Source organism: Hymenobacter psoromatis (genome assembly GCA_001596155.1).
In the GTDB taxonomy this organism is placed as follows: domain Bacteria; phylum Bacteroidota; class Bacteroidia; order Cytophagales; family Hymenobacteraceae; genus Hymenobacter.
The window spans coordinates 2466042-2478726 of the sequence record CP014771.1 but is presented as its reverse complement, the minus strand read 5'-3'; the positions used below and the strand labels follow the sequence as shown (position 1 = coordinate 2478726).

Annotated in this window: 11 protein-coding genes; 4 read left to right on the top strand and 7 right to left on the bottom strand. The window is 64.8% G+C overall.

The genetic code is table 11. The annotated features are described in order from the left end of the window. Positions 1-23: 23 nt before the first annotated feature. Together A0257_10465 and A0257_10460 are read right to left on the bottom strand one after the other, a co-directional pair. Complete coding sequence (locus A0257_10465) at positions 24-1706, bottom strand: hypothetical protein (GenBank protein AMR27475.1); 1683 nt, start codon at positions 1704-1706, stop codon at positions 24-26. Between the two features lie 62 nt (positions 1707-1768). Further along, positions 1769-2908, bottom strand: coding sequence for a hypothetical protein (locus A0257_10460; GenBank protein AMR27474.1), 1140 nt, complete (start codon positions 2906-2908; stop codon positions 1769-1771). Positions 2909-3291: 383 nt separating this feature from the next. Here A0257_10460 and A0257_10455 point away from each other — a divergent pair, with 383 nt between their 5' ends. Continuing rightward, the gene (locus A0257_10455; protein ID AMR27473.1) at positions 3292-3663 is read left to right on the top strand and encodes a hypothetical protein; all 372 of its coding nucleotides are present in this window, start codon (positions 3292-3294) and stop codon (positions 3661-3663) included. 70 nt (positions 3664-3733) lie between these two features. Here A0257_10455 and A0257_10450 read toward each other — a convergent pair whose 3' ends face one another. Next, positions 3734-4366, bottom strand: a complete 633-nt coding sequence (locus A0257_10450; GenBank protein ID AMR27472.1) for a flavin oxidoreductase — start codon at positions 4364-4366, stop codon at positions 3734-3736. A 315-nt stretch (positions 4367-4681) separates the two neighbouring features. Between A0257_10450 and A0257_10445 the strand changes: the two genes are divergently transcribed. Continuing rightward, positions 4682-6358 (top strand): hypothetical protein, encoded by a 1677-nt coding sequence (locus A0257_10445; GenBank protein AMR27471.1) that lies wholly within the window; start codon positions 4682-4684, stop codon positions 6356-6358. 115 nt (positions 6359-6473) lie between these two features. Here A0257_10445 and A0257_10440 read toward each other — a convergent pair whose 3' ends face one another. From A0257_10440 to A0257_10425, 4 genes are all read right to left on the bottom strand, one after another. Continuing rightward, on the bottom strand, positions 6474-6749 hold the full coding sequence (locus A0257_10440; GenBank protein ID AMR27470.1) for a hypothetical protein: 276 nt from the start codon (positions 6747-6749) through the stop codon (positions 6474-6476). 5 nt (positions 6750-6754) lie between these two features. Continuing rightward, positions 6755-8140 (bottom strand): hypothetical protein, encoded by a 1386-nt coding sequence (locus A0257_10435; protein AMR27469.1) that lies wholly within the window; start codon positions 8138-8140, stop codon positions 6755-6757. Positions 8141-8200: 60 nt separating this feature from the next. After that, positions 8201-8605, bottom strand: a complete 405-nt coding sequence (locus tag A0257_10430; GenBank protein ID AMR27468.1) for a hypothetical protein — start codon at positions 8603-8605, stop codon at positions 8201-8203. 140 nt (positions 8606-8745) lie between these two features. Beyond that, positions 8746-9165, bottom strand: coding sequence for a hypothetical protein (locus A0257_10425; protein ID AMR27467.1), 420 nt, complete (start codon positions 9163-9165; stop codon positions 8746-8748). Positions 9166-9684: 519 nt separating this feature from the next. On the opposite strand from A0257_10425, the gene A0257_10420 reads away from it, so the two are divergent. Further along, the gene (locus A0257_10420) at positions 9685-10572 is read left to right on the top strand and encodes a gluconolactonase (GenBank protein ID AMR29716.1); all 888 of its coding nucleotides are present in this window, start codon (positions 9685-9687) and stop codon (positions 10570-10572) included. A 66-nt stretch (positions 10573-10638) separates the two neighbouring features. Continuing rightward, the gene (locus tag A0257_10415; GenBank protein ID AMR27466.1) at positions 10639-12273 is read left to right on the top strand and encodes a sugar dehydrogenase; all 1635 of its coding nucleotides are present in this window, start codon (positions 10639-10641) and stop codon (positions 12271-12273) included. Positions 12274-12685: the final 412 nt, after the last annotated feature.

Here is a 12685-nt window from a genome sequence, read left to right as displayed (position 1 = left end):
ACCAGCGCCTACTGCTGCCCGGCCTACTGCGCGCTGCCCGCCACTTGCAGCGGCGTCACGGCCACTTCCACGTTGGAGGTGCGCGGGAAGGCCAGAAAGTGCGTCACGCGCGGCGGCTCGTCGCCCTGGTGAAAGCGCCGCACCTCGGCCTCCACCTGCTGGTCGTCGCGGGTGAAGCGGTGGTGCTGGCGCTCGTGCTCGGCCCAGGTCGCCACGTAAAAAAACTCGGTGAGCCGGCGCGGCTGGCTCACGTCCGTGAACACGCCGGCCCGCAGGGCACCGTCGCGCAGGCGCAGGCGGGTGAGCTGCCGGGCCGCTGCCTGAAAAGCCGGGTGGTCGGCCGGGTCCACGTCGTAGTCTATCATCACCACCACAGGACCGTCTTCGGCCTCGATGGCCTCTTCGGCGGGGGGTAGGCGGTCGCTCCACGATTCGCCGGGGCTGAAGTCGAGGCCCTCGGGCTCGTGCATGGGGAAGGGCAGCGCCAGCGCCAGGCTGAGCAGCAGCCAGCCCGCCGCGATGAGCAGCGTCAGCGTGAGGCTGGTGCGGTCGGCCAGCTCGCCCCACGCGATGCTGCCCAGCGTCATGCCCGCCTGAAACACGAGCATGTAGATGCTCACGGCCCGCGCCTGCACCCACTTAGGCACGTGCAGTTGCACGCTGGTGCTGAAGCTGGTCATGACGATGAGCCAGGCCATGCCCGTCAGAAACATCACCGGAAACAGCCAGTACTCGTTGGTAATCAGCGCCAGGCTCAGGTTAGTGCCCACGAAGATGAACGAGCCCAGCAGCACCCGCCGGTTCAGGTTGAAGCGGTAGCCGATGCGCCCGATGAGCAGCGCGCCCGTGACGGCTCCGGCTCCCAGCCACGACAGCATCACGGCGTAAGAGCCCGATTGCAGGTGCAGCCGCCGCGCCACCACCACGCTCAGCAGCGCCCACAAGGTGCTACCCCCAAAGGCGAAGGCAAACGTGCGCACCAGCACCGCCACCAGCGGCGGCGAATATTGCACGTAGCGAATGCCCGCCCGCAGCGCCCCCGAAAAGTTTTCGGCCGGCCCGCCCTCGTCCTGCGCCTCGCGCCGCCAGCGGTACACCACCAGCCAGGTGCCCACAAACGACACGCCGTTCAGCACAAACACCCAGCCCGGCGAGTAGTAGGCAATAATAATCCCGCCCAGCGCCGGCCCAATGGCGCGGGCAATGTTGTTGCTCACGCCATTGAGTGTGATGGCGAAAGTCAGCACCGGCCGCGGCACCAGCTCAGTCGTCACCGTTTGCCAGATGGGGCCGTTCAGCGCCGAGCCCATACCCAGCAAAAACGTGAAGCCCAACACGTCAATCGCCCGAATAGGCCCAATAAACGTGTGCGGCCCCACCAGCGTGAACGCGCCCAGCGCCAGCGCCACCAGCGCCATAAAGCCCTGCGTAAACAGCAGCAGCTTGCGCCGGTCGATGAGGTCGCCGACGGCCCCGGCCGGCATGCTCAGCAAAAAGGCGGGCAGGCTGGTGGCCGTTTGCATGAGCGCCACCAGCAGGGCCGAGGTGGTGAGGGTCGTCACGAGCCACACGCCGGCCACGTTCTGCATCCAGGTGCCCACGTTGCTCACGAGCGAGGCAATCCAGATGGCCCGGAAAAGCGGGTAAATGAACGGCGTGCGCAGGCCGGGCCGCGTTTCAGCAGGGGTAGGGAGCGTGGGGGTCATGCAGGAGGTATAAGCCAGTCAGGGCGTGCGATGTTCGGTGGGGCAGGGGGCGGCCGCGCGGCTCACACCCACTGCTTCAGGTATTGATACACCTCGGAGTGATGCAGCAGGCCGCCGTGGTGCTGCTGCCCAAAGCGGGCGGTGCGCACCGCCGTGCCGGGCGGCAGGGCCGTTTCATCGTCAAAAAGCTGGCCCCGGCCGCTGGCCGCTCCCACCAGGCCATCGCCAAAATACTCGCGCACGGCCTGGGGCAGGCTGGCGCGCAGCCACTCGCCCACCAGCACGTGGTAGCGCACGCCGGGCAGCAGCGGCACCACCGTGCGGGGGCGGGGTAGGGCGGGGTCGTCGGGCTGCTGCCAGTCTTCATCCACCAGCAGCGCCTGGCCCAGGTCCTTGATGCCATTCGAGCGCCGCGCAATGGCCTGGCTCAGAAAGCGCGTCGGAAACAGGTTAATGCGCCGCAGCAGGCGCTCCACCAGCAGCCCGTTCTGCTCCAGGTACGAGCCCTCGTGCGGCACGCCCAGCAAAAACACCGACCGCACGTGCGCCAGCCAGGGCGCTTTATTAATTAAAAATTGAGAATTAAAAATTAAAAATTCATCGCTTTTAGTAAGCATTACAGCAGGCTTTCGCCCTTTCCGCATTTTTAATTTGTCATTTTTAATTTTTAATTCACTGCCATAATACCCCGCCGAGCGAATAACAAGCCCGCCCATGCTGTGGCCCACCAGCACCAGCTCGCCCACGGCCAGGGGGTAGGCCTCGACCAGTTCGGTTAGTAGCTGGTTCAGGGCGTGGCCGTTTTCGGAGAGGTGCAGGCCCGAGTTGAAGCGCACGTAGAGCGGGCGGCAGCCGAGTTCGGCGGCCAGGCGCGGGCCGTAGCGCAGCGGCCCGCCGGCCTCGTCCTGAAAGCCGGTTTGCCAGATAAGCTCGTCGCCCATGAGGCCGTGCACGAACACCACCGTTTTCTGGCGCGCCTCGCTCAGGCCCAGCTCGGCCACCGGCACATCGTGGCCGCCCCGCCGAAAGCTCATGGCAATGGCGCGCGGGTCGTGGCGGGCGGCCAACTGGTCGCCGAGCGCGCCATTGAGCACCGGCTGAAAAAAATGCTGGTGCGCCCGCCCCGCCTGGTACAGCAGCGTGGCCCCGCGCACGGGCAGCAGCGCCGTGCGGGCCAGGGTAGTGAGCGTGCGGCGCAGCATAGGGGGTAGGGAATGATGACGAATGACTAACTTCTGTTACGCCCTATCTTATTCGAGATGGTAACGGGGAGTAGCGCGAACGTTATAGTTCGCGTCCCCGCGCCGTTCTATTGGCTTTAACGGCGCGGGGACGCGAACTACAAAGTTCGCGCTACTCCCCGTGGCGTAACAGCAGTGACTAATGGGAATTTTATGGAGGACCGTTTGCTTCCGCGTCTTCTGCGTAATCTTCTGCGTCTTCTGCGGGCTAAAAACCATTTGGCCCGCATTGCAGGGCCCGCCCGCCTTTTCCTCCAACGCAGGCAACTAAAATCTGGTTGGTGCGTCCAACAGGTTTGGCGGCCGGGTCGCATCTTTGCACCAGTTAATCCTCCGCATTTAGTATGAAATTCCCCCTTCGCCCCGTCGTGGCCGTGTTGCTGTTTGGCAGCGCCGCCACTTTGCTCACCGCCTGTAGCTACGAGTATAGCCCTGGCATCGACAAGCAGTTTATGCCAGGCTTCAGCAACCCCAAAGGCTACACCAACGCCGACATCAACCGCGACAGCATCAACAACAAAGAAACCGTGACCAAGCCTACCGGCGAAGGCTCAGCCACGGCTATCAAAAAGGGCAGCGTCAACGACAAGCTGAACTCGGCCCCCGCCGGCAACAATACCACCTCGCCCCAAACCGCCAGCGGCCAGATGGGCACAATCGACCAAAACATGAAGCCGCCCAAAACGCCAACGTCGAAAAAAAGCAGCGCTATGTAAAAGCTGAATCCGGCCCCTCGAAGCCCGCTGCCCCTCCCGGTAGCGGGCTTCGCGCGTTGAAAGCGGCCCGCTACGCCAGCGGCTCCGGAAACTGCCCTGGCCGCGCGTAGCCGTAGCGCACGGGCGGCAGCACCCGGTGGTAGCCATCGAGGCCCGAGATGGCGGCCGTGTCGGTGGCGGCCAGGTCCAGGGTGCCGTCGGGCCGCAGGGCCTCGGGCCGCAAATACACGTGCTCCACCAGGCCCACCAGCAGCACCGTGCCATTGAAAATGGCGTGCTCCTCGCGCAGCCGCAGCCCGATGCTGAGCGCACTCTCCGCCACGTAGGGCGCCGGAAAACCATCCCGAAACTCGGCCGTGAAGCCGCAGGCCGCAAACTCCGACTCGTCCTCAAAATTGGCCGAAGTGTAGTGCGCCGGCGCGGCCAGCGCCAGCGGCACGTGGTTCAAAGTGTAGCAGCCGCCGTTGTCCTTGATATTCTGGTAGGTATGGCGCGGCACGGTGGTGGGGCGCGTCACCATGCCCAGCGTGGCCGGGTCGGAGCCCAGGTGCAGTACCGAGCTGAAAATGGCCAGGTTAGTGCGCCCATCGGGCGCGGCCGTGCCCACCAGGTTGGCCGGCTTGTAGCCCGGCAGGCCATTCACGAAGTTGAGGCGGTAGATTTTTTCAAAAGCCGCGATGTCGGCGGCGGTCAGGTGGCGCATGGGGGGTAGGGGCTGCTGCGTGGTTATTCGCTAGCGTGGCGGCGCGTTAGTTAATCTTTCCAGAGTACAGCAAACCTAGTACGTTGAGCAAAGTTGAACTGGCGGCCGAAATTGGGTTTCCGAAGTAATAACGAAAAGAGGATTGATTCTCTCTGTTCGTTGGAAAATTCCCTTTTTCTCTCTTAGCCAGACAACTCTTTTTGCCTGCTCCGCATCTGCCAGCTACTCGCCCCCTCCCTTTGAGCGGGCTACTTTAGCCATTGCGGTAGCATGATGAATCGACTAGTAGGACTATTGGCAGGCATACTCTGGGTCTTGGCCACCCCCAGCTGGGCGCAAAACCGGGTGCTGGAAGGGGTAGTCCTCGACCAGCTTACCCAGCGGCCCGTTCCGTTCGCCACCATTGGCGTGCCGCAACAACCACTCGGCACGGCCGCCAACGAGGCCGGGGCCTTTCGGCTCGTGCTGCCGGCGGCGGCCAGCCCGGCGGCTGTCGTCGTCAGCAGCGTCGGCTATGAGGGGGCAACCGTGCCGCTGGCCACTTGGCCCGCCGGCCCGCAAACCATCCGCCTGCACCCCGCCGCCGTGGCGCTTGGCGAGGTAGCCGTGCGCGGCGGAAAGGTCAGGACCAAGACCTTCGGGCGCACCGGAGCATCCACCTTCATGGTCGCCCGCATGTACACCGAGCCCGATTTGGTCAGTGACGAGCTAGCTAAAGAGCAGGGCACCATCATTTCCGTGGACCCCTATTGCGTGCTGCGGGATGTTAATTTTTTCGTAGCCTTCAACCGATTCCGGTCCGTCAAGTTCCGCTTGCAGCTCTACAGCGTTCGTCAGGGGCTGCCCGACCGGCCCATATTGCGGCGCAATATTTTCGTTGATGTTACGCAGCCGCGGGGCTGGGTGCGCGTGGACCTGCAAGCGGACTCTATCGTGTTGCGCGGCCTGGAGGAAGTCGCCGTTACGTTGCAGTGGGTGCGCAGCGAGGCCCAGGAAGGCAGCCAGAAAGCCTTTGGTATCGCGGCGGTGCCCATGCCGGGCCATAGCATCCTGTTTCGGGATAAAAGCCAAGCCGCCTGGCGCGCCGTCAAGCCCGGCAACCTCAGCCTGTACCTCACGGCTGACTCGTACCAGGTTTCTAAAAAAGCGGGGGTCGTTCAGCGGCCACCGGCTGCCGAGACGGCCAGCGATAGCCTCTCCCAGCAAGCCATTGACCGGGTAATGGGCACGGGCAATAGCGGGCTGCCCCGCTCATCGCACCACTACGGCGACAGCGCGGCGGTGGGGCGCTACGTGTTGGTAGCGGGCACCCGGCTCTACTGCGAACAGTATGGTCAGGGGCCGCCGCTCTTGCTGCTGCACGGCAATGGTCAGTCCATCAAGGATTTCAGTCCGCAGATTGGCAGTCTGAGCCAGCACTTCCACGTTATTGCGGTGGACACCCGCGCCCAAGGCAAGAGCCAGGATGCCACTACTGGCCCCTTGTCGTACCGCCTTTTTGCCGAAGATATGCGCCAACTGCTCGACTCGCTGCACCTGCGGCAAGTCGCCATCCTGGGCTGGAGCGACGGGGGCAATACGGCCCTGGAAATGGCCCTGCGCTACCCCACCTACGTCAGCCGCCTGGCCATTATGGGGGCCAATCTTTTCCCCACCGACCAAGCCCTGGACCCGGCCCTGCTGACCCTGTTGCGGCAGCAACTGGTGTTGCTGCGAGCGCAAACCGACCCCGCTTCCCGCACGCAGGCCCGCCTGCACCAGCTGTTGCTCACGGAGCCGCAGCTAACTTTTGCCGACCTGGCGCGCATCGAGGCTCCGGTGCTGGTGCTGGCCGGGGAGCACGATTTGGTGCTCGACGCGCACACCAGAGCCATCGCCGCGCATCTGCCACACGCAACCTGCATTATCTTCCCCAGCGCGACGCACAACGCGCCGTGGGAAATACCTGCGGAATTCAACCAGCGGGTTATCAACTTTCTAACTAACAAATAGAGCACACAGTTTTACGGGTTACAGACAACCATCTGTAACTCGTAAAACTGTGTTCTCAAAAACCGATTCCCCGCCTTTAGCGGGCTGCATTTTCCGGTTTTCGAGAACATCCTTACTACTCGTACATATCCCCCGAGTCAGCCGCCGCCAGCTCCACCAGAAACCGACCCAGTTGCTCAGCTACAGCGCACAAAAAAGACGCGCCTTTCGCAGCGGTGGCCGCCGCTAGGTTGCCCGCCCCCGTGTCGGCGGTTACCTGGCTCCAGTTGCGCTCCGCCCAGGCCCACTCGCACAGCGCCTGCACCCGAAACCGCTTGGCGGCACCGGAACCAGCTTCGGCTAAGGGCTGCACCAAATCGGGGGCGATATGCAGCATCATGCTCGTGTCCATCAATGTTATTCCGCCAATGGCTCCAGCGCGGGGGGTAGGGAGCCCACGTACGTCTGCTGAGTGAGCCGCGCCGCCACCAGGATAAATAACGTAAAGTTCACGGCCATCAGCCCCACGAAAAACCAGTAGTAATTCGCGCCCTGAAACCGGGCGAAGAAGCCGCCCCGCGCAATGCTGGCGTTCATAATGGCCAGAAAGTAATTGCCGCCCGCGATGGTGAGCAGCCACAGCGAAGTCGTTAGGCTCTTGAGGGTTGGTGGGGCGTGCGTGTAGGCGAATTCGAGGCCAGTGACGGCCACCATCAGCGTGCCGGCGGCCACCACGAAATATGCCAGCACCTGCCACCACACCGAGGGGCTACCCCCCCCGTCGAGGCCGTGCTGCACGCCCGCGATGAGGCACATGGCCAGCGCCACCAGCACCATGCCGACGCCCATGCGCCGCAGCGGCGTGGCCCGAATGCCGCGCCGCGCCAGCGCCGGGTAAATGCGGTAGGTCAGCAGCGGGTTGAGCCCGATGCCGAACACGATGCCCAGAATCTGCAGCTGCTCGGGCAGGGGCGCGTAGCCGGGCCACAGGTGGCGGTCGAGGTGCGCCGCTTGCAGCACCCACTCCGACTCGCTCTGGTTATAAAGCGCCCACAGCACCGGAATAAACAGGAAAATGACAAGTACCCGGCGCAGCGCGGCGCGGCTCTCGCCCGGCCCCAGCGCGTGGCGCAGGCCGGCGCGCAGGCCAGTGGGCGGCACCCGCACGTAGTGCCGCCGCCCCCGCCAGAACGTGAATGCCGCCGCGCCCATCAGCAGCCCCGGCACGCCGAAGGCCCAGGCCGCCCCGGCGCGGGCGTACAGCTCCGGAATGAGCGCCGTGGACACCGCCGCGCCCGCGTCGATGGCCAGCTGAAACCAGCCGTAGGCCTTGGGCAGCAGGTGGGCGTTGCGCTGGTCGAACTGGTCGCCGAGGTTGGCCGTCACGCTCGACTTGATGCCGCCCATGCCGATGGCAATCACGATAAGTCCCGCCTGAAAGCCCGCCAAGTCCTCGGTGTAGGCCGCCAGCAGCGCGTGCCCCAGGCAGTAGAAGATGGACAGCCACAGAATAACGCGGTATTTGCCCAGCACCCAGTCGGCCAGCAGCGCGCCCACCACCGGCAGCGCGTAGCCCAGCGCCGCGAACGAATGCACGAAGTCATTGGCCCGCGCCTCGGCCGCCGCCGTGAGCGCCGCGCTGTGCGTGGGATTGAAAAACTGCGCCACCAGAAACGTGGGCAGAATGGCCCGCATCCCGTAGTAGCTGAAGCGCTCGGCCACCTCGTTGCCGATAATAAAGGGCACCGCGCGCGGAAAGCGCGCGGCTTCGGCCGGTGGGGGAGGGGTAGGCGGGGGTTTCAATAGGCAAAGAGCAAGGAGCCAGTAATGTGCGGCCGCTATAGCGCGCGGCGCGGCCCCGGCCTACCGGCCCAGCGCGCCCCGCAGCAATTGCAGAAACAACGGCTCGGCCCACGCGTCGGGTAGCGGGTGCTTGCGGTAGGCTTCGGGCAGGTTTTGATACGAGTTATAAGGGGGGTAGGCCCACACGCCGGTGAGGTCGTGACGAGGGCGCGGCTCGTCGGCGGGCACCGGGGGGGTAGGCGGGCCGGCGGCAGCCAGCGGGGGCACCAGGGCCGCCGCGGCCCGCACCGTGGGCAGGGGGGCTGCCGGCAGGGCCGGCACCGGGCCGCCCGGCAATAGCACCAGGCCCGGTCGCGGCTCCTGGGTGGGGTGGCGCAAAAAGTAGGCTGGCCCTGGCTGGCGTTGGGCGAAGGCGGCCAGGGGGAGGCTGAGGCAGGCAGCGAGCAGCAGGGAGTGACTACGCATGAGAAAGGCAGGTAGAAGCCGGGCGTTGGCAACGGCCTTAAAGATAGGCGTTGTTGAGCCGGGCCAGCCCCTGGCTGCTTGTGCTAAGGTGGTTAACTGCCGGCCAAACGCCGTTTGCCCGCGGGGCGTGAGTCCCGGAGCTAGCGATTGCTGGCCTCCGGGGCCGCCACCGGGTCGAGGCACAGGCGGTTGCGCTGCAAGTGCAGCACCAGCGTGATGATGTAGAGGCCGTAGAGCAGCTGGTCGCCCACGAGGCTCCACTTCTCGAGCAGGCTGCTGCCAAATACTAGGCTCATAATGACCAGCATGGCCGCCACCAGCGCCGGGCGCGTCCACAGGCCCAGCAGCAGCAGCAGGCCGATGCTGCCTTCGGCGAAGGGGAGGGCGTGGGCGAAGGCGCTGACCAGGACGGGCAGCAGCGGCGCGGCGGCAAACTCCTTCTCGATGCCAGCGCTGAAAACGGCCAGCTTGGGGATGCGCACCAGTCCGTGCATCAAAAAGTTGAGGCCGAGCAGCAGGCGGCCCAGCACGAAGGCCAGCTCGAAGTTGTTGAGTTTCATAAGCAAAGGCGGGCCGCATCTTTGCGGCGGCGAGGGTGTATAACTGCTGTTACGCACGGCTTATCGCCTTCCGCGTCAACCTCACCCCCTAACCCCCTCTCCTGCGGAGAGGGGGGACTAGTTTTTAGCTCTAATTCTAGTTTAAGTAATTGATTTACAATTTAAAACTAGGCTAGAGCTAGTTCCCCCTCTCCGCAGGAGAGGGGGTTAGGGGGTGAGGTTGACGCGGAGGGCGATAAGCCGTGCGTAACAGCAGTGTATAAGTTGCGTAATATTCGCCATTCGCGGCCAGATGGTTCGGCTGCCGCGCGGTAATTACTCGGGCAGAAGTAAACAGGTATAAAAAGAACGTCCTTCCGAGTTTGCCGAGGAATGACGTTCTTTTTATACCTGTACTTTTGACTGACTGCTCAATTGCCACCTGTCAGCCGTTATCAGTCCTTATTCATGCTTTGTATGTTTCTGAAAATTCGCCCTTTGCTGGCCGCGTTTTGCGTGTTTGCCGGCCTGCTGCCGGGCATGGCCTACGCCCAGGCCCCTACCCCCCCCGTCGCGGCCGAAGCGCCGCTGTCGGCGGCCGGTCGGGCGCTGTTCGCGGGCGCGCCTACCCCCCATTTGGTGGCTAAGCAGTTCAGCTTCACCGAGGGGCCGGCCGTGGACCGGCAGGGTAATATCTACTTCACCGACCAGCCCAACGATAAAATCTGGAAATATGACCTGGCTGGCAAGCTGAGCGTGTTTCTGAGTCCGGCCGGGCGGTCCAACGGCCTGTATTTTGATAAGAAAGGCAACCTCATCGCCTGCGCCGATGCGGACAATCAGCTCTGGTCTATCAGCCCCGGCGGCCAGGAAAAAGTGCTGGTTGATAAGGTGAACGGCCAGCGCCTCAACGGCCCCAACGACGTGTGGGTCAGCCCCCACGGCGGCCTCTATTTTACCGACCCCTACTACCAGCGCGACTACTGGCCCGCCGACCACGCCGGCCCCGCCGCGCAGTACGTGTACTACCTGGCGCCCGGTGCCGCGCAGCCGGTGGCGGTGGAAAAAACCCTGCAAAAGCCCAACGGAATTATCGGCTCGCCCGATGGCAAGCTGCTGTACGTGGCCGACATCGGGGCCGGCAAAACCTACCGCTACCGCCTGGGGCCGCAGGGCGAGCTGTTTGACAAGCACCTGTTTGTGGAGCAGGGCTCCGATGGGATGACGCTCGACGCGCGCGGCAACGTGTACCTCACCGGCCAGGGCGTGACCATTTATAGCCCCGCCGGCCAGCGCCTGGCCCACCTCGCCGTGCCCGCTGCCTGGACGGCCAACCTCTGCTTCGGCGGTGCCGACATGCGCACGCTGTTCATCACCGCTTCGGAGGCCGTGTTCACGGTGCCCATGCGCGTGCGGGGCGTGCGGTAGGGTGCGGGGCTTGCCCCCGCCCATCGTTGAACGAACCAGGCACGAGTTAGTCAATACTATTTCATAATGAGCATGAACTGTGCAACGACGGGCGGGGGCAAGCCCCGCACCCTACCCATGAAAACCATTCCCTACCCCTGTTTCCTGCTGGCAATCGGCCTCGGCCTCGGCCTAGCGCTGGCTGGCCCCGCCCGCGCCCAGCTGCCCGCGCCGGCCAGCGTGGCGCTCACGGTGCCGGCGGCGCTGGCCAGCGCGCCTTTCAATACCCCGCGCACGCTGCAAGTGCCGGCCGGCTTCGCCATCGCGGTGTATGGGCGGGTGCCGGGCGCGCGGTTTATGGCCATTACGCCCGATGGGGGGGTGCTGGTGTCGCAGCCCGGCGCGGGCAAGGTGAGCCTGGTGCGGCCGGGCAGCGCGGGCGGGCTGCCGGTGGTCACAGATTTCGTGGCGGGCCTGCGCAACCCGCACGATATGGTGTTTCACACCATTGGCAGCACCACGTATTTGTATCTCAGCGAGAGCAACCAGATAAACCGCTACGTGTGGCACGCCGGCGACCTCACGGGCCAAAACCGCGAAGTCATCATCACGGGCCTGCCCGATGCCAGCACGCCCGAGCTGATGGGCAGCTACGCCCACGCGCTCAAAAACCTGGCCCTCGACGCCAACCACAAGCTCTACGTGAGCATTGCCTCGACCTGCAACGCTTGCCTCTCCGACACGCAAAGTGACCCCGTGCGCGGGGCCATTTATCAGTATGACGCCGATGGCACCGGCCGCCGGCTCTTCGCCCGCGGCCTGCGCAATGCCGAAGGGCTGGCCTTCGTGCCGGGCACCAACACGCTGTGGGTGGCCGTGAACAACCGCGACAACACGCCCTACCCCTTCGATGACGGCTCGGGGAAGTACGGCCAGGTTATTCCTGAGTATGTGGACAACCACCCGCCCGACGAGTTTACGCAGGTGAACGACGGGGCCAACTACGGCTGGCCGTTTTTCAACCCCAACCCCGACACGAGCACCGGCCCAGACAACATGCCCTTTGACCGCGACTACGACTGGAACCGCGACGGCCACGTGGCCGTGGCTACCATGACGCGCATCAGCAAGGGCATTCCGGCGCACTCGGCGGCGCTGGGCCTCACGTTTTTGCAGGGCACCAAGTTCCCGGCGGCGTATAGCAACGGGGCCGTCATTGCCCTGCACGGCTCCTGGAACCGCACCACGCCGGCCGGCTACAAGGTCGTGTATTTTCCCTGGAACGCCGCCACCCAAACGCCCGGCGCGCAAGCCGACCTGGTGGCCGGCTTCACCGACCTCAGCCTCGGCAGCGCCTGGGGCCGCCCCGTCGATACGGCCGTGGACCCGCAGGGCCGACTCTTTATTTCCGATGACCAGAGCGGCACCATCTACCAGCTCACCGCGCCCGCCGCGCCCCTGGCCACCAGCCCCGCGAAGGCGGCGGCCAGCGCCCAGCTTTACCCCAACCCCGGCGGCAGCGGCCCGGCCACCCTCGACCTCACCGCCCTACCCCCCGGCGCGTACGCCATCACGGTGTTCGACCTGCTGGGCCGCGTGGTGCGGACCAGCCAGCAGGCCGGCGGCACGCGGGCCGAACTAGGGGGGGTAGGCGGCGGCTCGTACCTGGTGCGGGTGCAGGGCGCGGGCGTGAGCCAGGTGCTGCGGCTCACGCGGGAGTGAGGGGGCAAACTATTCAGCGCGATTTGCGGAGGTAATGCGGTAGGGTGCGGGGCTTGCCCCCGCCCGTCGTTGCACATCTCGGGCGGGACTCGTGCAACGACGAGCGGGGGCCAGCCCCGCACCCCACTGCCTAAAAAGGGGAGTGAGTTGGGGTCCGACCCCAACTCACTCCCCTTTTTAGGAGGTCAGTTGCCTAAAAAGAGAAGCCAACTCCCTAAAAAGGGAGCCCGAGTGCCCAAAAAGGGAGCCTGGGTGCCCAAAAAGAGAGCCCGACTGCCCAAAAAGGGGAGTGAGTTGGGGTCGGACCCCAACTCACTCCCCTTTTTGGGCAGTCAGCTAGGGTAGCCGGCCTGGGCGGTGATGGCGGGGTGCGGATTGCCTGTTGAGCGCGATTTTCCAGTCAGGGTGCGGG

Excerpts from the sequence above, each read along its gene's own strand:
- A0257_10430 (AMR27468.1), bottom strand. The coding sequence starts at position 8,605 with ATGCGTAGTCACTCCCTGCTGCTCGCTGCCTGCCTCAGCCTCCCCCTG.
- A0257_10425 (AMR27467.1), bottom strand. The coding sequence starts at position 9,165 with ATGAAACTCAACAACTTCGAGCTGGCCTTCGTGCTGGGCCGCCTGCTG.
- A0257_10420 (AMR29716.1), top strand. The coding sequence starts at position 9,685 with ATGGCCTACGCCCAGGCCCCTACCCCCCCCGTCGCGGCCGAAGCGCCG.
- A0257_10450 (AMR27472.1), bottom strand. The coding sequence starts at position 4,366 with ATGCGCCACCTGACCGCCGCCGACATCGCGGCTTTTGAAAAAATCTAC.
- A0257_10415 (AMR27466.1), top strand. The coding sequence starts at position 10,639 with ATGAGCATGAACTGTGCAACGACGGGCGGGGGCAAGCCCCGCACCCTA.
- A0257_10440 (AMR27470.1), bottom strand. The coding sequence starts at position 6,749 with ATGGACACGAGCATGATGCTGCATATCGCCCCCGATTTGGTGCAGCCC.
- A0257_10460 (AMR27474.1), bottom strand. The coding sequence starts at position 2,908 with ATGCTGCGCCGCACGCTCACTACCCTGGCCCGCACGGCGCTGCTGCCC.
- A0257_10465 (AMR27475.1), bottom strand. The coding sequence starts at position 1,706 with ATGACCCCCACGCTCCCTACCCCTGCTGAAACGCGGCCCGGCCTGCGC.
- A0257_10455 (AMR27473.1), top strand. The coding sequence starts at position 3,292 with ATGAAATTCCCCCTTCGCCCCGTCGTGGCCGTGTTGCTGTTTGGCAGC.